The following is a 17,223-nucleotide window of genomic DNA, read 5'->3' on the forward strand; positions in this document are numbered from 1 at the left end:
TCATTATTTCTGACGCATGACACCCGCTCAGTGTCGAATTCCAAAATAAGCGAGTCTGTCTGATCATCTAACTCATTGAATTATCAGGCACTCGGCGCCCAGAATAATCGAGTCCAGTTCCTCAATTATTGAGTCTAGATGACGCTATTTCGCAAAGCCGAGTCTAAGGCCCGAATTTTTGTTCAATTTTGAGGACTTTTGATCGAACCGTACTGCAGGACGGAAACCCCGTGTGACGGGGCTGCGTCGCTGCGATGAACCAGGGCGCTGAGGTATCGCATCCGCAAATGGCCCTCGATTAGGAAGTGGCGGACGTCGGAATTTGGGTTCTGAGCATCGACCAAGCCGTGGGCGTGTGGAGAAGCAAGACAGGGATATCCCACGCGTTCATCGGCCTGGCGGTCGGAACGTCCGGATACATATTGAAGACCCGATGGTGCTCTGGATTGAACTCCCAGAATGAGCAGTGAGCCCTAGGGAGTTCATCGCTCGTCCGCGTCTCCTCCGTCCGAATCAGACCGGTTAAGGGGAGCGAGCAGTAAGGCGAGAGGTCCCGGTGCCGGTATACTCGGCGGCCGGCGATAAGCGGGTGACGATGGCCGACTCAATCAAGATAGCGGTCGTACCAGCTCTCGGCCGGCTCCTTTTCGTATGTGCCCTCACCCCGTGGCCGAAGACCTTTTGGCCACGCGAGACCCTTGTCCCGCCAGATTTAAAGCAGGTACCCGAGCCAAAGCAATTCAGGCTATTTTCAAAATAACCGAGATTTACCGCACTTAAAATATTGATTATGATAGATTTAATCAGAATACGCGAGTCTGTAGATCCATATTAAACGAGTCTTGTTTCAGAATTAGTCAGTCCCAAGGCGGGCTTGGCGGGACGGGCGCCTTAATCCTGTTCCCGCGCCGCTCGCGCGCTTGGCCTTGGCGGAAGCTGGACGAGGCTTTTGGCGCTTTCTCGCGCCAGGAGGCTCCGCACGAGGCCAGCTTCTCCCATGCGTCTCTCAGGCTGCCCGGCCACTGGCGAGCCAGCGCTTCGATCAGGGCGCCAGCTTGCTGGACGTTCTTTCGTAACCTCGCCGCGCTGCGGGCGTCTGCGTGTCGCCGAATCTGGGCAACCATGAGCTTATGGAGGACGAACCGTGTCGGCTCAGGCCCATTGATCGGTACGCTGGTTCCACAGGAGTCTTCGGCGAAAGCGTCGGTCGTCTGGATCGAATCCCTCTCGTCACCCATCTTCCTTCTGACCGGAGGAGCCATGGCGACCGTATTCTTCTCTTACTCTCATAAGGATGAGGAGCTTCGCGACCGGCTCGAGGTCGCGCTTTCTGCGATGAAGCGGCAAGGGTTGATCGATGCCTGGCACGATCGGCGGCTGTCGGTCGGGGATGACTTCGACAAGGGAGTCCGATCAGAACTCGAGCGCGCCGATGTAATCCTCTTGCTGGTTTCTCCCGATTTCATCGCGTCCGACTACTGCCACGACGTCGAGATGGTCCGGGCGCTTGAGCGCCACAAGCGTGGCGAGGCGCGCGTCATCCCCGTGATACTGCGCGCGTGCGACTGGAAGCAGACCGCCTTCAAGAAGCTGCTCGCGGCACCGACTGATGGAAAGCCAATCAGGAGTTGGCCCGACCTCGACGAGGCCTTCCTCGACGTTGTCCAAAAGATCCGTCAAACGCTGAGCGTCCCGGTGGCAAGCACCTCGAAGCCAGATGTCCTCAAAGCTGGGGCGGACACGGCTCCGTCCAACGCGGGACTACGGTCTAGCAACCTTAGGCTTCGCAAGAATTTCACCGACGTCGACCGCGACCGCTTCCTCGACGAGGCTTTTGACTACATCGGTCGGTTCTTCGAGGGGTCGCTTGCGGAGCTGGAGAAGCGCAATGGCGGTATCGAGACCAACTTCCGGCGCGTCGACGCCAACCGCTTCACCGCAGTCATCTACGAGGACGGCAATGCGGTTGCGCGCTGCGCGGTCTTCATGGACGGCTCCATGGGCCGTGGGATTTCCTACTCATCGACGGACAGCATGATTGGAAACGGCTTCAACGAGAACCTACGCGTGGAGGCCGACGAGCAGGGCATGTTCCTGAAGTCGATGGGCATGGCCATGACAGGTTCAGGTCGCGAGCAGAAGCTAACATATGAGGGCGGTGCCGAACTCTATTGGGACATGCTCATCGGACCGTTGCGGACGCGGTAGAGAGCGCCGCGCCTGACCCGTAGCGGACGTTCGGAAGGCCATCTTTCAGTAGGCGGGGTTAGGGTCGCGCGTCGAACTTCTGTATCCATTCGACTTGCAAGCGCGTTGAAAGAGCCAGACCGTCCGCGCTCTTCATCCTTCATTGACCACGCTTCAGCAGTCTATGGCCGGCGCCCCCTTTTCAGTCGCGCCACGGACCGCTCGAGCACCGCGTCGCGTATCGTTGCTCGAGCAGTCTGCGTAAGGGCTCTGCCGGCTACGGTGTGCTGGAGGTTTTCCCAGTCGGGGAGCCATATTCGGGCAATTCAAGCTTCTGCGAATCTCTGACGAACAGCTTCATTGCGGCGCCTTTCACGACAGGCTGATCGATGACGCGCAACGCGCCTCGCAGCATCGCGACGCCTATCCGGCTGTGAGGGTTCAGAAGTCGCGGCATTATCTTGGGCACGCTTTGGCCCTCCTCTACGAACGGTCTCATGATCCGCTCGTAGGCGGCGAACCCCTCGCTAGGATCGGTCGACTTGGATAGCTCGCCGGCCAACACGTAGGCTCCGACGATGGCAAGCGTCGTGCCGATGCCGGAGATCGGCGTCGCGCACCACGCGGCGTCACCCGCCAGAACGACGCGGCCAGCCGACCATCGATCCATTCGAACCTGCCGAAGCACCTCGAAGTAAAAGTCGTCGGCGTTCTCCATGCCATCGAGGACGCGCGACGCTTCCCATCCTGCATCGGCGAAGCGCTCGCGAATGAATGACCTCTGGCGGTAAGCTCGGGTAGCGCAGACCGCTTAGTCCCCGAGTTTTCGGGAACCTTCGGCTGCGGCAGCGCTTCCAGACTTATGATGGAAAAAATCACTGCTCTCGAAGCCGCTCGCCACGACGTCGCAAGACGGCACATGCGCGTGGTTCGTTTAAAGAATCTGCTCGCTGTCGCTAACGCGATAGGTGCCAGCGCCCAAAACGTAGAGCGGAAGCTCAGCCTTGCTGAAATTCAATTGGCGGAGTGAACTGCCCGGCTCGAGGCGATGAAAACCGGCACTCGCCACTAGGTCGAGCTGTCACTTTCGCGAGGGAACCCCTGCTCGCTTGGGCGGAAGATTTGCTCCCGCCCAAGCGATGAGTGACAAAGTATTTAGTGGTGGTGCTCAGGCATAGCCTTCAGCTGGTCCTTGGTCCACGTCGTGACTGCGTGAACGTGGCCGCTTTCGTCGCGCATGAAGTCAAGGTCAGCGACTGGAACCGCCACGGGTTTCGCGCCGATTCCCAAAAAGCCGCCTACGTCAATCACGACCTGGGAGTCAGTTCCGGTGCCGTGGACGTGAGCGACGGAGCCAATCTTCTCGTCCTCGGGACCGTAGATCGTCGCGCCCTCGAGCGTCGACGGGATGAGTTCCTGAGGGGAAAGTCGGACGTGCTTGCTGTGATCCATAGCTTCGCTCCCATGCGTGGCTTGTCTTAAGCAAACCCACGCGGGGCTCTGTCTGTTCCAGAGCAGACGCGCCGGCGCTCCTTAGCGTCTCATTGGAGCAGGCATAACGGCGAGGAGCTCGTTGTGCTGAGGCTGAAGGCAGACCGTCCAGCTGAGATCGTCGACCTTCGTCAGATCGAAGATCCACCGCCCGTGAAGGCTGACGTCAGCGTCGACTTCAACCTTTCCTTCCTGGCTCGACCGCACGTGAAGCGTGAGCTCCCTCTCATCTGAGAAGTCGATGACGATCATGTCGTCCGGGCGCAGGTCTTTCGGCGACTGCTCAAACCGCAAAAGCAGGCGATCTCGGAAAGCCTCACCGTTTGGGACGCAGTGCCTGATCCTGCCGAGGTTCGTCGGTCGTGATCATCTCGCTCTCCTGATATCGAGAATGGATCACGGTCAAAGTTCCCGAGTCGAGCGGGGCTTGAGCCACTCAATACCGCCAACCGCGCGAGGGCGCAGCGTCTTTTGATGGAAGCTGTCAGGCCGGTTCCGGCATTTCTTCGGCCTTTGCCGTGGGTGCGTCGCCCAAAATCATTGCGCGGCCAATCGCGGCGATCCTCGCTTCCAGATCAAGCTCGATCTGAAGCGCTACGGCGCTTTCAATCTTCAGTTCTTCGAAGGCCTCAAGCATCTCGTACAAGGCGGCCGTCTGCCCAAGCGGCGAGTGAGTATGCATCTCAAGATAACGATCGACGGCGGCCTTGGCCACGCTGCGCGCTTCCGAAGAACCCAGCAAAGCAGAGGTGGCGAAAGTTGCGAGGCAGTCTTTTACCGTCGTCATGCTGTGGATCGTAAGCGAGGCGCGATCTCACGCACAACAAAAAAGCCCGACGCATTCGCATCGGGCTGGTGCTCCGCGGCTGAGGGGCGGGAAATCCGAATAGCTTCGTCAGAGGTAGCGGCGATCGCCTGCCGCGGGCGCGAGTTGGGAACTATTCGATCCCAAGCGCATATGTGATCGCCGCGCCTAAGATAGCGCAGATGACTCCCCAAACGACTTCTTTGCCCGGCGCCCAAAAACGAATCCGGGTGGAGACGGGCTTTTCGATAGCTCCCAGCGCTGCCCATCCCGCCCGCGTGAGGCGGTATTGCGCTGAACGCAGTTCCGACAGAAGCCCCTCGGCGTGGTCCTGCGAGAAGCTCGCCGAGGAGGAGCGCCGCACCCTCTGGGCCGATGCGTTCAGCATCGTTTCCAGGAGGTCATTCTCCGAATGGTGCAGCAAAACCGGGGGGTTTGTCGGACAGTTTACCGCCACATGCACCATGCACTTGAGGGACTTTCCATAAACCTAAGCAAGTGCAACATTTTCTTGCGCCTGCCTGATCTCGAAAGGTGTCACAACTCGCCGGATTTGATGCTACCGATGCGTCAGGGTTGGAAAGCGTTGCGCGAGCAGCGTAGACAGCTCCGGGCCTCGGGGCGTCACGCTCAGAGGCTGAGGCTGGTGAATAACAAGCAGCCGGAACGTTTTTAGTCGACCAAGCGCTTAAGGCTCACAGTTGCGTGATCCATGCGGTGCTGCGTTGATGCCCAGATACTCCGAACGAGAGCGCCTGCTCGAGGCTGCGCGTGTCTACAAGATGGCGCGCTCAGCTCATGCCTATGTGCGCGGCAATACCGACAGATTCTACGAATGGCTCGCCGGCTCCGCCGTAGCGAAAAGGATTCCTGTCGGGCCCGCGGTTTGGATCTGCGGAGACTGTCACCTTGGCAATCTTGGGCCGCTGTCCGATGGCGGCGGAGGTGTCGAAGTTCAGATCCGCGACCACGACCAGGCGGTGATAGGCAACCCGGCGTTCGACCTCATTCGTCTAGCCCTTTCGCTTGCAAGCGCCAATCGCGGATCGGATCTTCCGGGGGTCATTACCGCTGAGATGATCGGCGAGATCATCGAAGGTTATGAGTCGGCGATGAATGATCCATCGGCTGACATCGAGGCTGCTGGAGCGGAGCCTGGAGTCGTCAAAACGGTTCGACGAAAAGCGCTCGGGCGGAAATGGAATGACCTCGCTCGCGCGAGCGGTTCAAGAACAAGGATCCAAAAATCCCGCGCGGGCCGAAATTCTGGGATCTCGAACCCGCTGAGGCTCGCGATCTGTCCGAAGCGCTCGAACGGCCGGAAGTCGCCAAGACCGTCCTTTCGCTTTCGGGCAACGACTTCAAAACCAGGTTGGTTGACGCGGCCTACTGGATGAAGGGCTGCAGTTCTCTTGGCAACCTGCGTTACGCCGCAATAATTGCGGTGAAGGCTGGCCCAAAGCGAGAGCGGTTCGCTTTGATCGACGTGAAGGAGGCAGTCGCGCCAATTTCGCCGACCAGGCATCTCGCCGAGATGCCTGATGACCACGCCGAACGCGTCGTGGCTGGGGCGAAGGCTCTCTCGCCGCATCTCGGCGATCGAATGATTGCCACTAGGGTCGGCGGTCGGTCGGTCTTCATCCGAGAACTGATGCCGCAGGATCTAAAGCTTGAGGTGGAGCAATTCTCGCGCAGCGAAGCGCTGAAGGCCGCTCGTATCTTGCATGGGTCGTCGGCCGTGCGCACGCGCAGCAGATGGACGAGAAGGTGCGTCGCGCTTGGTAAGACGCTCCTCGACCATCGACGCCCCGATCTCGACGCGCCGCTTTGGCTTTGGAGCGCAGTGGTGGAGTTAGCGGGGCGGCATGAAGCGGGCTACCTCGAGCATTGTCGGAGGTACCGCTCGATCAGGCGGCCTGAGGATCGACGCGAATAGGGGTTTCAAGCGCTAGATAGCCGGAGATCAGGCAGGTATGACTTAGATCGTCATCACCATTCCTGGGCCCTACGATCACGAGGGTTTGGGTTCGGGCGGTGTTGAGGCTTACGGGCCCGTTCGCACCACGGCTCTTCGTTTCGCGGCTCTAGCTCTATTGCAGAGCTCCAGCCTTCCAGCTGGTGACGCCGGTTCGATCCCGACGAGCTCCAACGCAAAGCTTGTCAGTCGTCAGCGTCGAGGCGCAAGCGTCCGATCTCATCCAGAAGCTCGTCAATCTCAACCTGGTTGCGAGCGATGGCCTCAGGTGTCCGATCGACCTCCGGTGGCCCCATGTCTTTGTAGGACATCTCACCAGCACGGAATTGGCGGTTGGCCTCTTCGAGAAGGCCGATCCGCTTGGCCAAGTCGGCAATTGCCTCTTCGAGATCAGTCATCGTTAGGCTCGCTACCGTGCACCTAAAAACGTAAGCGTGGCGGAGAGTTCCGCGCAAGCGAGCCGAGATCCAGACAGTGTCCTCTTGGGAAGGTTCTGCCATGCGCATCGCTGAGCTGATCGTCGCGATCTGCCTTCAGGCAGAGCCCAGCGCTTGCCTCATCACCCGCGACCACGATCCGCTTTCCGCTGCCGGCGCTGCGCAGGGCTGATCTCTAATGCGGTGTTGTTGTCGGCCTTTGGCTTGGCTTCCCGCTTGGGCGCTGATCTTCGTGGCGCTCGCATGGGCGGACAGTTTACCTGAACCCGCAGCGCATCAATGTCTCGGACACGCAGCCGTACATCTGCAACGTCTCGACTTCGACCGCGACGATGGCGACGGGCAAGTGCTGGAAAACCATGCCGACGACGCTGGGCGGGACGCTCGCGCTTGATCGGCGCGATCATCAATCCGACGGTGCTCGGCACGTCCATCCCGGGCCGCGACCTGACGCAGTGACCCCGCCGCCCTCGAGGCGGCTTTTCCATATCCGGAGATCACGATGAAAGTGTCCGACCGCGGGCTCGCCGAGCTCGCGAGCCATGAGGCTATCGTCACGCGGCGCTAAAGGACTCGGTCGGCGTCTGGACCGTCGGCGTTGGCCACACCAAGGCGGCGGGCGGGGTTGACCCCGTCACGGTGACGGCTGACAGGCCCGTGGAAGAGTGGATCGCGCTGTTCCGGAAGGACATCGCGAAATACGAGGCCGGGGTCACGGCGGCGCTGAAGGTGCCGGTGACGCAGCACGAGTTCGACGCGCTGACCTCGTTCCACTTCAACACCGGCTCGATCGGCCGCGCGAGCCTGATGGCCTCGCTCAACGCCGGAGATCGAGCGACGGCCGCGGCGCGGTTCATGGCCTAGGTCAAGCCGCCCGAACTTGTCGGCCGCCGCACCAAGGAGATGCTGCTGTTCCGCGACGGAACCTATGCGGCCGAGCCGATGGTCACCGTCCTTCCTGCGAGCGATGCCGGCGCCGTGCTCTGGTCGAAGGGGCGACGCGTTCCAATCCTTCCGCTCCTCGGCGCGGGCGACGCCTCGGCCCAGCCGACCGTTCCTGCGGACAGGATCACGATCCGCCGCGGCGACAAGGGGCCGGTGGTCGCCGAGTGGCAGCGCATCATCGGGGTTTATGCCGACGGCGACTTCGGGTCAAAGACCGAGGCTGTCACCATGGCGTTCCAGAAGGCCCGCGGCCTCGTGCCTGACGGTATCGTCGGCTCGAAGACCTGGGGCGCGGCGGCGTGATGCGCGCGCCTACCGCGGTCCGTCTTGAGTTCGACGTTCTTCATGGCGTCGGGGTCGTGAAATGGGATTTCGTCAATCGCGCTTTGAAGCGCCGCTCGGACCAGAGCCGCAATGTGTTGGCGCTTTTCGTCGGCGGACTCAGTCGGATCATTGGGGAGATCAATCCGAACTTTGATCTCGCGCCGCTTCCCCCGAATGTGCGCATGCGCTGGCACAGCTTCAGCTTCATCTGAGGCGGCAGGGTCAAGCTTCAAAGAGAATTTCCACTCAGGCACGCTGGTACTCCAAGCCCCACCGAGCGGCACCATTATACTGTCGCAGCGCCTTCCTCAACACTCGCTGAAGGCCTGCATTTAGCAGTCCCGCGCCCGGCCGGCAGCCGAGCACCCTCCTGACATCGGAGATCTGGCATGACCCGCATTTTCGCGGCGCTCGCGCTCGCATGCGCGCTCGCCGGCTGCAGCGCGAAGGAGCAGCGGCTCTGGGGCGCGGCCACCCCGATCATCAGCGCGATCATCGCGCCTGCCCTGCTCCGAAGCCCGAAGGCCAGCGCAAGGCGCGCCGGTCGGTCACCAAGGACTGACGCCATGGAAGCCTTCCTCAACGAAGTGTGGGCCGAGTTCCGCCCGCAGGCGGGTCACCGGCGTCGCGTCCATCCTCGGTTTCGCCCTCATGATCATCGTCGGCTGGCTGTCGCTGAAGGGCCGCCGCCGCGGTCGACGCGGTCAAGCAGGACAAGCGCGCCGCCAGCCTCTACCGGACGATCCTCAACGTCCTGACGATGATCGTCACCGTGAAGTCCGCGCAGGGCGTGCCGGCGTCCTGAAGGGCGTCGACAGCGGGATCATCGCCGACGCGCTCGCCAAGGTGAAGGAGCAGAACCCGGAGGCCGTGAAGGGTCTCAAACAGGACGACGACAAGCTGCGCACGAAGATCATTGCGAAGCTGCCTGAGGTTCAGGCGTCGGTCGCCGAGTCCGCGGCCAAGGTCCAGCAGGCGGCGCAGTAACAGGATATCGCGGTAACAGGCAGGGTGAGCACGATGGGCAACGGCGCATTCGATCCTGAAGCTCGATACGCTCAGCTGGACGAGCGCGTCGCCAACCAAGGCGCGCGCATCGGCCAGCTTGAGCAGTCGATGAACCTCGGGTTTCGACAGCTTTAAAAGTCGGTCGCCGACATCGGCGCCGAATTTCGGTCCAACCAGAAGCCTCAGTGGCAGGCGATCAGCGTCGCGGCCACGATCACGATCGCCTTCATGGACTAATCGGAACGCTGGCCTACTTGCCTGTGACCGCGGCCTGCGGGACGCGCGGGACGACATCCGCTCCAACGCCAAGGACGCCCTCTCGGTCGAGGGGTTCAAGGACTTCAAGGCGACGTATGAGAACAACCGGATCGTCTATCGCCAGGACGTCGAAGCGAAGATCGCGGCCGGCGCGGCGGATCTACGAGCCCTCGAGGCGCGCATCCGTAAGGACAGCAAGGCGATCGTGCCACGCGGCGAGCACGAGGAGCACTGGCGCAGCCAGAATGCGCAGATCATCAACCTGCAGCGCCAGGTCGACGAGGTGAAGGCGCAGGCCGGGTCGACCTACGGCGTTCGCGACGTCATCCAACGGCTAGAGAAACAGGTCGAGGATCTGCGCGAGGAAAAATACCGGGCGATGTCTCGCGGCGGCCCGTGAGCGGTAATCACCCCTAATCACCGATAATGACGCCCCGCCCGGCCGGAGCCGGGACGGGGCGCTTTTTGCGTCTGCGTGCTACCGAGCTCGGAACACCGCTAGGCTGGCAGCGACCCGGCCCCATACATCCCCGCAATCACCGCGAACAGTTCGACCGCCTCAATCCCGTACACCGCCACGCCACTCTCCCGCTTGCGACGTTTTATAAGCTCGATGCACGCGCGATAGTTCCGCCGCGCACTACCGGATCGTGCAGGCGCTGAGGATGGGTGCGGGTCGCGATACTAACTGCATTGGGCGTCAGTCGTCGGCCCGACTAGACCCCCCCCCCCGGGGGATGCCTGCCTGGCGTCCTGCTCTCCATCAGCGACAGCGCCGCTAGCGCGTTCACCAGTGGGGCGACTGCGTTTCCAAACTCGTAAGGGTCAAATTTTACCTGAGGTATGCAGCCTGTACTCCTCGCCGATCAGCGCCACGATAGCCTCACGAGCGGCCTCAATCTCGGAATGATCAGGGATTTCTGTCACGGTAAGGCATCTCCAAGAGACCCTCCAATTGTGGGGTCGCGGTTTATAAAACGCCGCCTCCGATCGGAGGTTCAGATGGCTGGCGGCCCGCCGAAACTGCCGGCTATGTCGACCTCACTCTGAAAGGCCCCTCTATTCCATCGCAATCCGCTAAGTGCCACGGGGCGAACGCTTGTCTGCTTCCTTTGGAACGGAATCAGTCACTGCGCGCTTAGCCCCGGATCACCAAGGAGGCTCCGTCATGCTCGGCCGCATCATCAAGACCGTCGCGAACGAGTTTCTCCGAAACCGGCAGGCCAGAGCGCTGGCGAAGGCCTGCGAGGTCGTATCAAATGGACGAGCCGCGGCCCTGCAGCCGGTCGTTGGTACAGTCAGCAGCCATCTTCGGCGCCGTGAGCGCCAGCGCGGGAGCGCTGGTGGCCGCTGCGGCCTACGAGCCATGCGATCCTGAGATCACACGTAAAAAACAGCGTTGGATCGTAACGTGCATTAGTTTCGGAATGGCGCGAAAAGGATTTCCGTCAAGCATCAAGCGCGCCGTGATAGCGCCGCGCAGGTAGTCGGCGGCGATAGGCCACGCGCCTCGGCGGCCTTGCGGACTGCGTCCGCGAGCCTAGTCGGGACGGCGACGGTCAGTCTGGCGGGAAAGTTGCTGATCTCGACATGCGCAGATCGCGCCGGTGAGGCCCTTGGGCCGACTACCCACAACCGGACTTGGGGCGGACAAAACTGCGCAAGCGCAGAGCGACAACACCCTCGTTATCTAGGCTGGATTTTCCTAAATTTCTTGCTTTTCGAGCAACTTAGCTGAAGCGCACCAGGCGCAATCTTTCGACTGCGCAAGAAAGGAGGACCCAATGCAAATCGACGATCTGGTTCTCAAGGCTCTTAGAGAAGACCCTGGTGCCTCCGAGGAGGACTTGGCCACGAAGGTCTTCAACATCCGCACGAGTGGCGACAAAAATATTGGCGCGCTACACAAGCGCGCCAAAGAAGTTGGTGATGCGATCAAGCGTCTGACGAAATTGCCCCGGCCCGCAGTGAGCTAGGGCAATCCACCCCCAAGTTGGATCGATCTCGGTCTTGCTGTGTTGATCTCCGAACCCTTTGGGATCAGCATGACCGAAAACGAGCATGGGCAGATTGTCGAGACCCCAGTCGAAGCCAAACAAGGCACCGATGCACCTAAGGGCATGCCGGTCGTTTTGGTTGTCAGCACGGTGGGCGCTGCACTAGGGATGGGGCTTGTTTGGGCCTATTTCTTTTAGTGCTTAAGGCAGCAGCGCTGACGGCGGATCGCTCGCCGGAATGGTGTCTTCCAGCTGTTTCTCGAGCTCTTCGGCCGGCGTCAGGGCCGCGCCCTTGCCCGAAGCGGCAGGGTCATCACCATCGATTTCTTTCTCGGCCTGATACCAGAATTGGTCAGAGCTTCCTTCCGGTTCTCCGGCCTGGATCCAGAGCTCGTAGGCACGCTGTTTAATCTGGGCTTCTCGATCGCTCATAGCGCTGGCTCTCTCGAATGATTTCCGACCGCGTCGGATCATCCGCAAAACACACGCTGAACGCCTTCGTTCCAGCTAAGTCTTCACAGGTCGAAGCCGGAATTCACGACACCGGCACCTTCTGTCTGCACCGGAACGAACGACCCTCCCCTGAGCTTCTCATCGGTAGCCGAGGGAGGAAGACGTGGAGTTTCGTGAGAAACTGAAAGAGGACCTGGCGATTTTTCGGCAGCGCCTGATCTGGCTCGAGGACGGGACCATGCGGTCCTACGAATATTCCCGTGGCCAGCAAATGGACCGTGTCACTGACGCCGTCAACTACACCAAGCGCATTATTGCCGAGATTGAAAAGTGCCTCGCAGAGCACTCGGAGCGGTCAGGCTAGTCTTCCTGATCGTCCTAGCCCGCCAAGCCGGTAAAAGAGGCTGGAGCATCTTCCGGCAGATCGCCGCGCTGCTCCTCGGCGTCGTCTTCCGACGCCCCCTTAGGAGGCGCTTCCTGCTCGTCCTGCGCTTCCTCGACTGCGTCGTCGCCGGGCGTCACCAAAGCCTTGATGTTCTGCCCTTTCGGCGGCGCCGGCGTCTCTTCCGTCTCCGTCGACGGTCGGTCCTGATCGTTTGGCATGTTGGCCTCCGACGTTGGCAGGAGACCTCGACCGCGGACGCCGCTTGGCAACCCCTCGATCAAAAGGAATGGGAACTCCGGCCAAACGCGTCCGTTGCCCCTTTAACAGGGAGAAAAGCATGTCGAACGAGCGCTACGAGATCATCAAAGTGGACGGCGGTTGGGCCTACAAGATTGGAGACGCTGTCTCGGCCTCCTACCCAAGCGAGCAATCCGCTTGATCCACGCAGATCTGGCGGTAGGCACGCCAGGCGCGTCGAGTTCGGAAGAGGCCGCGCCCGGAGCAATCCCGCCCGAGAAACTCACGACCGAGAGACGGACGACGGAGCGTGACACGGGACTTGGCGACGGCGCGCCAAATTTTATCCCCTCGGACTGCCCGCTACCGTCGTTGCAGCTAGCTCGCTCAACGCCTGCCACACGCCGACATCGAGAACCGTCGCATCGCCGCGATTGATCTCGCCCCGACAGCCTGCGGTGCCAGCGCGGCCGGCAGCGCCGAGGGCTTGGCGTGGAAGCGATCGAACGCGGTCGCGACCGCCGTCCGGACATCGCTGCGCGCCATCCGGTTCACTCGCATCGCGACATTCTTCATCGCCTAGGCGTCAGCTTGTTCGCTGGCGAGACGCGCGCGGGCTTGGCTGGGCTTGGAGGCGTCGGCTCAGGCGCAGACGGCGTCGGCCGCGGCACGATGTCGGGACCTAGCTCTGGAATATCGTCGACGATGGAGGCCTGGTTACAGGTCCGCCGGGAAGCGGCGCTTCCGGCCCTCCGAGGTTACCGACATCTGACATTGAGGTCATATTGCTTGCTCTGAGAAGCAATCGGGTAGGAAGCCAGAGCCTAGAAAAACTAGACCCAGGCGAAACCCATCGCCAAAGCCGCTCCCGCTCTTCCAACGATGAGAACGACCGACATGCCCATCGGTGCGTCTGTGCCCTGCTTCGCCTCGACAGCAGTTTCGACGACACGTCCGGATTCGTTCTCAACTTATTTGTTCTTTCTCAGCATGATGGAGAAACCCGAGGCTCGGTTTCGATCCGCTCACGTGTCTAGGCGGGCTAAACGCGTTTAGTCCTCCGGACGCCTCGAGCGCAGGATGAAGGCGCGCAGCGAGTGCGATTGCTCATCGGACAATCCGGCTCCTTTCGCCAGCTTGTTCCAAAGCACGTCGGGCGCATCCGCGGCGTCGATTAGGGCGGTTCCTCGCACCGGTCCCATTTTGGCTAGCAGCCCAAAAAGCTCTTCATCGGTTGGCGTCAAGTTGGAGACTGAGCCTCGTCTGCCTCTAGCGGGCGAGCCACGTCACCCTCAATAGTGTCATCGCCATCGGAAGTGGCGCCCTGTTCGTATGCGGCCTCGGCTTCCTCCGACGCATCATCCCCCGGGGTTACGAGGTTCTTGATGTTCTCCCCGGCTGGCGGCCTGGGAGTGGCGTTCGTTTCAGTGGAAGGGCGGTCGTCTTGATGGTCCATGAAGCACTCCCGTTTAACCGCACAACCATGAGCGCTCGCGTCTGTTCCGGCGACGGCTGTCTGGTTCGTTTTACGAATATGCGCGAGACCAAAAGGCCACAGCGCCGCCAAACATGCGGCCACAACTTGACGGCAATGGGGTGCCCGGCGTTCATCCCGGAAGTTGCGTAGCGAGCCGCCGGCGCCTCCGGGGTATTTTTAGAGTTCCCATCATGAAGACGAAACTTGCTCTCATCGGCGGCGCGCTGCTGCTGTCGACGTCTGCCTATGCGGCGGACCTTCCTATGGAGGCCGCGCCCGCAGTCGTGGCGGTGCCGTCCTTCAGCTGGACCGGTGGCTATATCGGCGCTCAGGTCGGATACGCCTGGGGCGACGCCAACTTCCGCGCGGCCGGCGGCAGCCTCAGCGCCAAGCCTAAGGGTTGGATGCTCGGCGGCTATGCCGGCTACAACATTCAGCTCGACAACTCGCCGCTCGTCCTCGGCATCGAGACTGACTTCAACTGGGCCGACATCGACCGCACGCGCGGCGCGTTCGGCGCGACCGCGAAGACCCAGACCGATTGGACCGGCGCCACTCGCGCTCGAGTCGGCTTCGCTGTCGACCGCGTCCTCTTCTACGCCGCGGGCGGCGTCGCCTATGCGGATCGCGAAGTGAAGGTTCGCGCGGGCCGCCTTGGCGCCAAGGACAACAAGACCGCGGTCGGCTGGACGATCGGCGGCGGCGTCGAGTCGGCTGTGACCGACAACGTCGTGGTTCGTGCTGAGTACCGCTACACCGATCTCGGCAAGGACACCTTCCGCCTGGCCGGCGTTCCGGTTCGAAGCAAGTACGACGAGCACCCGCGTGATGGCGGGCGTCGCCTATAAGTTCGGCTGGTAACGACTAGCCGCCGTTCGAACGAACTCGTTGTTGGTTCGTTGGTCCCGCAAGTTCGATGCGGATAGCTCCCGCCCCGCTGGCCCATAGAGGTCGGCGGGGCGGTTTTCGCTTTAAGCCTTAGAGTTGGCCTCGACCCGCTCCTCACCATCCATCAGCAATGTGATATGCGCCTCGACAAACATTCTATTGAGTTCAAGGAGCCGCAAAGACGCCCGGGCCACTGCGGCGGCACCCTGCTGGCCATGAAGCCGCTCCACAGCGTTCCGCTGCCTCTCAATGCGCCTATCGAGATCTGCGAGCTCGCGCTTCACCTCGGCAAGTTCGGCTTCAGCGGGACTCAATAGAACCTCGATCGACGCAGAATGCAGTTAGTGACGCCGCCTTTGACGTGACCCCCGTTTTTCATCCATCGGAAGCGAGAGTCCTGTCGTGATCTGAGCCATCGTCGATGGCGGTTTCAAGAGGCCGAAGCGCGGAGCTGGCAGGTTGCGCAACGCTTCTGCCGGGGATCTCGAGGATGGCGTTGGCGTAGGCCCAAGGCGTCATCCAGCCGAGTTTCGAGTGCGGTCGTTCTTCGTTGTAGTCGCGCCGCCAGGCTTCGAGCACGGCGCGGGCTTGAGGGAGTGACCGGAACAACGTCTCGTTGAGAAGCTCGTCCCGCAGCCGGCCGTTGAAGCTCTCAATGAAGCCGTTCTGCTGCGGCTTGCCGGGCGCGATGTAATGCCAGCCGACGCCCATATCGTCTGCCCAGGCGAGGATCGCGTTCGAGGTGAACTCCGTGCCGTTGTCGCTGACGATTGTCGTCGGTCGGCCGCGCCGGCGTACGATGTCGTCGAGCTCGCGGGCGACCCGCAGGCCGGACAGCGAGGTGTCGGCCGCGAGCGCCAGGCACTCGCGTGTGCAGTCGTCGACCACGGACAGGATGCGGAAGCGGCGCCCGTCCGTGAGTTGGTCGGATAGGAAGTCCAGGCTCCATCGCTGGTTGGCTGCCATCGGCGTCTCGATCGGCCGCCGCGTTCCCATCGCCCGTTTGCGGCCGCCGCGACGGCGCACGGCCAGCTTCTCCTCGCGATAGAGCCGCTGCACGCGCTTGCGGTTGACCGCGTGCCCCTCCCGCTTCAGCAGGACGTGCAGTCGCCGATAGCCGAAGCGGCGACGCTCGGCCGCCAGCTCGTTCAGCCGTCCGCGCAGGACAGTGTCATCGCCACGCGTCCCTTCGTAACGCACGCTCATCCGATCGGCGCCGACCACCCGGCACGCCCGCCGCTCGCTCATCTCGAAGGCCTCGGCGAGATACGCCACGGCCTCCCGTCGCGCTGCGGGCGTCACCACTTTTTTCCCAGAAGATCCTTCAGCGCCGCGTTGTCGAGCATCGCGTCCGCCAGCATCCGCTTCAGCCGACCGTTCTCGTCCTCGAGCCCCTTCAGGCGCCGAGCCTCCGAGACGTCGAGCCCGCCGAACTTGGCCTTCCACTTGTAGAACGTCGCCGAGCTGACGCCGTGCTTCCGGCAGACCTCAGCGGTCGCAACGCCCGCCTCCTGCTCGCGCAGGATCGCGATGATCTGCTCTTCCGTGAACCGAGACTTCTTCATCCGTCCGTCCCTCGTGCTGGGGCGGACTCTAGCTATCCGTGGAGGAGTTTCAGGGGGTCACGTCAGATGTTCGCGCGTCGTTCACCCAGATCCAAGCCGATTTCACTGCGCGATGGGGGTACAATCTTGAACGCGATTAGTCTGACGACCAATGTTCCTTCCGCCCGCCAATTGGAACGACGGAAGGAAATGTTGTCGTATACGGCCATTTCTGAGGGCATCGATGCGCCCTCGGCGGCGGTCGTCGATAGCGTCCTCGACGCTTTGAAACTTGCCGAGTTCGAAGCCAGAGAATCTAACGGTATGGTGACTATCGCTGCGGAGAATAGTGGAATCCTGACCCTCGACGAACCCGAGGATATCGTCCATCAGTAGCGGCGCGCGCGAAGCCTCGGTGGCGCCCGATTCAAATTGACCGGTGTCACCCAGTCCGCTCTCTCTTATTCGCGCGCCACGCGACTGCGGCCCTGATCGCTCTGCCGGCCTTATAGGTCCAATCGTTTGAGTGGCGATCACGCTGATATTGGAAACGTCGATGTCGAACTGCTTTCACTGGCAGCACTCATGGCCGCACGAAGCTGTGCGACGGGGCGACCTTCATGTGCCAAGCGGCCAACTTGCGCACGAGGGTGACATCGTTCGGGTCATCTGCATTGCGCGCGGACAGTACGAGGGACGTTGGTATTGGGTAGCGTGCCGGCAAGATCACGACGCCAGCCGCGCCGACGGCTTTTGCAAAACACGCGACCAAGCGAGACTTAGCGCTGAAATTGCTTATCTTTATGCAAGAG

Annotated in this window: 23 protein-coding genes, 1 tRNA gene and 1 pseudogene; 15 read left to right on the plus strand and 10 right to left on the minus strand. The window is 61.6% G+C overall.

The window, feature by feature from the left end; all coding sequences use genetic code 11:
- Positions 1-857 precede the first annotated feature (857 nt).
- Positions 858-1,262: a GSU2403 family nucleotidyltransferase fold protein gene (locus tag K6K41_RS30455; protein ID WP_428978587.1), complete on the minus strand. Its 405-nt coding sequence runs from the start codon at positions 1,260-1,262 to the stop codon at positions 858-860.
- On the opposite strand from K6K41_RS30455, the gene K6K41_RS13575 reads away from it, so the two are divergent.
- Entirely contained in the window at positions 1,162-2,208 is a 1,047-nt protein-coding gene (locus K6K41_RS13575) for a toll/interleukin-1 receptor domain-containing protein (protein ID WP_261405456.1), read from the plus strand. The two genes, K6K41_RS30455 and K6K41_RS13575, sit on opposite strands and share 101 nt — an antisense overlap.
- 256 nt (positions 2,209-2,464) lie before the next feature.
- Here K6K41_RS13575 and K6K41_RS13580 read toward each other — a convergent pair whose 3' ends face one another.
- From K6K41_RS13580 to K6K41_RS13595, 4 genes are all read right to left on the minus strand, one after another.
- Positions 2,465-2,905, minus strand: a complete 441-nt coding sequence (locus K6K41_RS13580; RefSeq protein WP_261405457.1) for an FAD-dependent monooxygenase — start codon at positions 2,903-2,905, stop codon at positions 2,465-2,467.
- 437 nt (positions 2,906-3,342) lie between these two features.
- Positions 3,343-3,639, minus strand: a complete 297-nt coding sequence (locus K6K41_RS13585) for a PRC-barrel domain-containing protein (RefSeq protein ID WP_261405458.1) — start codon at positions 3,637-3,639, stop codon at positions 3,343-3,345.
- 81 nt (positions 3,640-3,720) lie between these two features.
- Entirely contained in the window at positions 3,721-3,930 is a 210-nt protein-coding gene (locus tag K6K41_RS13590; protein WP_261405459.1) for a hypothetical protein, read from the minus strand.
- Positions 3,931-4,162: 232 nt separating this feature from the next.
- Positions 4,163-4,465: a hypothetical protein gene (locus K6K41_RS13595; RefSeq protein WP_261405460.1), complete on the minus strand. Its 303-nt coding sequence runs from the start codon at positions 4,463-4,465 to the stop codon at positions 4,163-4,165.
- A 746-nt stretch (positions 4,466-5,211) separates the two neighbouring features.
- Here K6K41_RS13595 and K6K41_RS29990 point away from each other — a divergent pair.
- The 3 genes from K6K41_RS29990 to K6K41_RS13605 all read left to right on the plus strand — a co-directional run bounded on the left by K6K41_RS29990 (position 5,212) and on the right by K6K41_RS13605 (position 6,631).
- Positions 5,212-5,880 (plus strand): DUF2252 family protein, encoded by a 669-nt coding sequence (locus K6K41_RS29990; RefSeq protein WP_346433448.1) that lies wholly within the window; start codon positions 5,212-5,214, stop codon positions 5,878-5,880.
- Positions 5,781-6,419 carry a DUF2252 family protein gene (locus tag K6K41_RS29510; RefSeq protein ID WP_346433456.1) on the plus strand — a complete coding sequence of 213 codons (639 nt, stop codon included), beginning with the start codon at positions 5,781-5,783 and terminating at the stop codon, positions 6,417-6,419. The genes K6K41_RS29990 and K6K41_RS29510 overlap by 100 nt, the downstream gene beginning before the upstream one ends.
- 144 nt (positions 6,420-6,563) lie before the next feature.
- Positions 6,564-6,631, plus strand: a tRNA-OTHER gene (locus K6K41_RS13605).
- Positions 6,632-6,643: 12 nt separating this feature from the next.
- Here the strand turns inward: K6K41_RS13605 and K6K41_RS13610 are convergent.
- Positions 6,644-6,856: a hypothetical protein gene (locus K6K41_RS13610; protein WP_261405461.1), complete on the minus strand. Its 213-nt coding sequence runs from the start codon at positions 6,854-6,856 to the stop codon at positions 6,644-6,646.
- 645 nt (positions 6,857-7,501) lie between these two features.
- On the opposite strand from K6K41_RS13610, the pseudogene K6K41_RS13615 reads away from it, so the two are divergent.
- From K6K41_RS13615 to K6K41_RS13650, 8 genes and pseudogenes are all read left to right on the plus strand, one after another.
- Positions 7,502-7,759 (plus strand): annotated as a pseudogene (locus K6K41_RS13615) (glycoside hydrolase family protein); the annotation flags it as partial.
- A 39-nt stretch (positions 7,760-7,798) separates the two neighbouring features.
- A complete protein-coding gene (locus K6K41_RS13620) occupies positions 7,799-8,143 on the plus strand; it encodes a peptidoglycan-binding domain-containing protein (RefSeq protein WP_261405463.1) in 345 nt (114 codons plus the stop codon).
- Entirely contained in the window at positions 8,143-8,376 is a 234-nt protein-coding gene (locus K6K41_RS13625; protein ID WP_261405464.1) for a hypothetical protein, read from the plus strand. Before K6K41_RS13620 ends, K6K41_RS13625 begins: the two co-directional genes overlap by 1 nt.
- 439 nt (positions 8,377-8,815) lie before the next feature.
- Positions 8,816-9,151, plus strand: a complete 336-nt coding sequence (locus K6K41_RS13630) for a hypothetical protein (protein ID WP_261405465.1) — start codon at positions 8,816-8,818, stop codon at positions 9,149-9,151.
- Between the two features lie 33 nt (positions 9,152-9,184).
- The gene (locus K6K41_RS13635; RefSeq protein WP_261405466.1) at positions 9,185-9,307 is read left to right on the plus strand and encodes a hypothetical protein; all 123 of its coding nucleotides are present in this window, start codon (positions 9,185-9,187) and stop codon (positions 9,305-9,307) included.
- 328 nt (positions 9,308-9,635) lie between these two features.
- Complete coding sequence (locus K6K41_RS13640; protein WP_261405467.1) at positions 9,636-9,830, plus strand: hypothetical protein; 195 nt, start codon at positions 9,636-9,638, stop codon at positions 9,828-9,830.
- 1,384 nt (positions 9,831-11,214) lie between these two features.
- A complete protein-coding gene (locus K6K41_RS13645; RefSeq protein ID WP_261405468.1) occupies positions 11,215-11,406 on the plus strand; it encodes a hypothetical protein in 192 nt (63 codons plus the stop codon).
- Between the two features lie 69 nt (positions 11,407-11,475).
- Complete coding sequence (locus tag K6K41_RS13650) at positions 11,476-11,625, plus strand: hypothetical protein (protein ID WP_261405469.1); 150 nt, start codon at positions 11,476-11,478, stop codon at positions 11,623-11,625.
- A gap of 3 nt (positions 11,626-11,628) precedes the next feature.
- Here the strand turns inward: K6K41_RS13650 and K6K41_RS13655 are convergent, their stop codons facing one another.
- A complete protein-coding gene (locus K6K41_RS13655; protein ID WP_261405470.1) occupies positions 11,629-11,859 on the minus strand; it encodes a DUF2934 domain-containing protein in 231 nt (76 codons plus the stop codon).
- Positions 11,860-12,043: 184 nt separating this feature from the next.
- Between K6K41_RS13655 and K6K41_RS13660 the strand changes: the two genes are divergently transcribed.
- The gene (locus tag K6K41_RS13660; RefSeq protein ID WP_261405471.1) at positions 12,044-12,244 is read left to right on the plus strand and encodes a hypothetical protein; all 201 of its coding nucleotides are present in this window, start codon (positions 12,044-12,046) and stop codon (positions 12,242-12,244) included.
- 14 nt (positions 12,245-12,258) lie between these two features.
- Here K6K41_RS13660 and K6K41_RS13665 read toward each other — a convergent pair whose 3' ends face one another.
- Complete coding sequence (locus K6K41_RS13665; protein WP_261405472.1) at positions 12,259-12,483, minus strand: hypothetical protein; 225 nt, start codon at positions 12,481-12,483, stop codon at positions 12,259-12,261.
- 406 nt (positions 12,484-12,889) lie between these two features.
- The gene (locus tag K6K41_RS13670; RefSeq protein ID WP_261405473.1) at positions 12,890-13,078 is read right to left on the minus strand and encodes a hypothetical protein; all 189 of its coding nucleotides are present in this window, start codon (positions 13,076-13,078) and stop codon (positions 12,890-12,892) included.
- A 1,092-nt stretch (positions 13,079-14,170) separates the two neighbouring features.
- Between K6K41_RS13670 and K6K41_RS13675 the strand changes: the two genes are divergently transcribed.
- Positions 14,171-14,827 carry an outer membrane protein gene (locus K6K41_RS13675; protein WP_261405474.1) on the plus strand — a complete coding sequence of 219 codons (657 nt, stop codon included), beginning with the start codon at positions 14,171-14,173 and terminating at the stop codon, positions 14,825-14,827.
- Between the two features lie 415 nt (positions 14,828-15,242).
- Here K6K41_RS13675 and K6K41_RS13680 read toward each other — a convergent pair.
- Positions 15,243-16,432 (minus strand): IS3 family transposase gene (locus K6K41_RS13680; protein WP_378150064.1). Its coding sequence is split into 2 segments (ribosomal slippage): positions 15,243-16,180 and positions 16,180-16,432, totalling 1,191 coding nucleotides; the frame shifts between segments, so codons are not numbered across the junction.
- Between the two features lie 126 nt (positions 16,433-16,558).
- Between K6K41_RS13680 and K6K41_RS13685 the strand changes: the two genes are divergently transcribed.
- Positions 16,559-16,807: a hypothetical protein gene (locus tag K6K41_RS13685; RefSeq protein WP_261405476.1), complete on the plus strand. Its 249-nt coding sequence runs from the start codon at positions 16,559-16,561 to the stop codon at positions 16,805-16,807.
- The last annotated feature ends 416 nt before the right edge of the window (positions 16,808-17,223 follow it).

Origin of the sequence: Chenggangzhangella methanolivorans (assembly GCF_019797865.1) — a bacterium.
Taxonomy (GTDB): domain Bacteria; phylum Pseudomonadota; class Alphaproteobacteria; order Rhizobiales; family Methylopilaceae; genus Methylopila; species Methylopila methanolivorans.

Bases quoted from the DNA above. Each gene is read 5' to 3' on its own strand.
- K6K41_RS30455 (WP_428978587.1), bottom strand. From the start codon at position 1,262: ATGGCTCCTCCGGTCAGAAGGAAGATGGGTGACGAGAGGGATTCGATC.
- K6K41_RS13580 (WP_261405457.1), bottom strand. From the start codon at position 2,905: ATGGAGAACGCCGACGACTTTTACTTCGAGGTGCTTCGGCAGGTTCGA.
- K6K41_RS13585 (WP_261405458.1), bottom strand. From the start codon at position 3,639: ATGGATCACAGCAAGCACGTCCGACTTTCCCCTCAGGAACTCATCCCG.
- K6K41_RS13590 (WP_261405459.1), bottom strand. From the start codon at position 3,930: ATGATCGTCATCGACTTCTCAGATGAGAGGGAGCTCACGCTTCACGTG.
- K6K41_RS13595 (WP_261405460.1), bottom strand. From the start codon at position 4,465: ATGACGACGGTAAAAGACTGCCTCGCAACTTTCGCCACCTCTGCTTTG.
- K6K41_RS29990 (WP_346433448.1), top strand. From the start codon at position 5,212: ATGCCCAGATACTCCGAACGAGAGCGCCTGCTCGAGGCTGCGCGTGTC.
- K6K41_RS13610 (WP_261405461.1), bottom strand. From the start codon at position 6,856: ATGACTGATCTCGAAGAGGCAATTGCCGACTTGGCCAAGCGGATCGGC.
- K6K41_RS13620 (WP_261405463.1), top strand. From the start codon at position 7,799: ATGCTGCTGTTCCGCGACGGAACCTATGCGGCCGAGCCGATGGTCACC.
- K6K41_RS13625 (WP_261405464.1), top strand. From the start codon at position 8,143: ATGCGCGCGCCTACCGCGGTCCGTCTTGAGTTCGACGTTCTTCATGGC.
- K6K41_RS13630 (WP_261405465.1), top strand. From the start codon at position 8,816: ATGATCATCGTCGGCTGGCTGTCGCTGAAGGGCCGCCGCCGCGGTCGA.
- K6K41_RS13635 (WP_261405466.1), top strand. From the start codon at position 9,185: ATGGGCAACGGCGCATTCGATCCTGAAGCTCGATACGCTCAGCTGGAC.
- K6K41_RS13645 (WP_261405468.1), top strand. From the start codon at position 11,215: ATGCAAATCGACGATCTGGTTCTCAAGGCTCTTAGAGAAGACCCTGGT.
- K6K41_RS13650 (WP_261405469.1), top strand. From the start codon at position 11,476: ATGACCGAAAACGAGCATGGGCAGATTGTCGAGACCCCAGTCGAAGCC.
- K6K41_RS13655 (WP_261405470.1), bottom strand. From the start codon at position 11,859: ATGAGCGATCGAGAAGCCCAGATTAAACAGCGTGCCTACGAGCTCTGG.
- K6K41_RS13665 (WP_261405472.1), bottom strand. From the start codon at position 12,483: ATGCCAAACGATCAGGACCGACCGTCGACGGAGACGGAAGAGACGCCG.
- K6K41_RS13670 (WP_261405473.1), bottom strand. From the start codon at position 13,078: ATGAAGAATGTCGCGATGCGAGTGAACCGGATGGCGCGCAGCGATGTC.
- K6K41_RS13675 (WP_261405474.1), top strand. From the start codon at position 14,171: ATGAAGACGAAACTTGCTCTCATCGGCGGCGCGCTGCTGCTGTCGACG.